The sequence below is a fragment of the Vibrio sp. Vb0937 genome (assembly GCF_033338855.1).
This window is the reverse complement of the sequence record NZ_JAWOTK010000200.1, coordinates 1-1377: the sequence shown is the minus strand read 5'-3', so window position 1 is coordinate 1377 and position 1377 is coordinate 1. Positions and strand designations below refer to the sequence as shown.

Genomic DNA, 1377 nt, shown 5'->3' with positions numbered 1-1377 from the left:
AGTGGTCTACCCGCACATGGTGATTCCATTGTTTGTTGGTCGTGAGAAATCGATTAGCTGTCTAGAAACGGCGATGGAAACAAACAAACAAGTTCTGCTTGTGGCTCAAAAACAAGCTGACACTGATGAACCAACGGTTGATGACCTATTCGAAGTGGGTACGGTAGCTACCATTCTCCAACTTCTAAAGCTCCCTGATGGCACAGTAAAAGTACTGGTTGAAGGTCAGCAGCGCGCAAAAATTAATCATTTCAAGGAAAGTGATTTCTTCTTAGCTGAGGCGGAATTCATCGTAACACCAGAATTGGATGAACGTGAGCAAGAAGTGATTGTTCGCAGCGCAATCAACCAATTCGAAGGCTTCATTAAGTTAAACAAAAAGATTCCACCAGAAGTGCTAACGTCACTGAATGGTATCGATGAAGCGGCACGCCTAGCTGATACGATTGCGGCACATATGCCTCTTAAACTTGTTGATAAACAACAAGTTCTTGAAATTATTGATGTTACTGAGCGTCTAGAGTTCCTAATGGGCCAGATGGAATCAGAGATCGATTTGCTACAAGTTGAGAAACGCATTCGTGGTCGCGTGAAAAAACAGATGGAGAAGTCTCAGCGTGAGTACTATCTGAATGAGCAAATGAAAGCGATTCAGAAAGAGCTGGGTGAGATGGAAGACGCTCCTGATGAGTTCGAGACTCTGCAAAAGAAGATCGACGAATCAAAAATGCCGCAAGAAGCACGTGAGAAGACAGAGCAAGAGCTGCAAAAGCTTAAGATGATGTCTCCAATGTCCGCAGAAGCGACCGTGGTTCGTAGCTACATCGACTGGATGGTAAGCGTACCTTGGACTAAGCGTTCTAAAGTGAAGAAAAATCTCGCGAAAGCGGAAGAGATTTTGAACGAAGATCATTATGGTCTAGAGCGTGTGAAAGAGCGTATTCTGGAGTACTTGGCAGTTCAAAACCGCATTAACAAGCTAAAAGGTCCAATCCTTTGTCTTGTTGGTCCTCCAGGCGTGGGTAAAACATCGCTTGGCCGCTCAATTGCATCTGCTACTGGCCGTAAATACGTACGTATGGCCCTAGGTGGCGTGCGTGATGAAGCAGAGATTCGAGGCCACCGTCGTACTTACATTGGTTCATTGCCAGGTAAGCTGATTCAGAAAATGTCGAAAGTTGGTGTGAAAAACCCTCTCTTCCTTCTGGATGAAATCGACAAAATGTCTTCAGACATGCGTGGTGACCCGGCTTCAGCGTTGCTTGAAGTATTAGACCCTGAACAAAACAACTCATTCAACGACCACTACCTAGAAGTGGATTACGACTTGTCTGATGTGATGTTTGTTGCAACGTCTAACTCGATGAATATTCCTGG

At 44.9% G+C, this 1377-nt stretch carries 1 protein-coding gene; it reads left to right on the top strand.

Annotated features, from left to right (window positions below; genetic code table 11):
* Position 1 precedes the first annotated feature (1 nt).
* Positions 2 to 1377 (top strand): endopeptidase La (gene lon / locus R7P67_RS24400; protein WP_318086259.1); only part of this gene is annotated, 1376 nt, incomplete at its 3' end.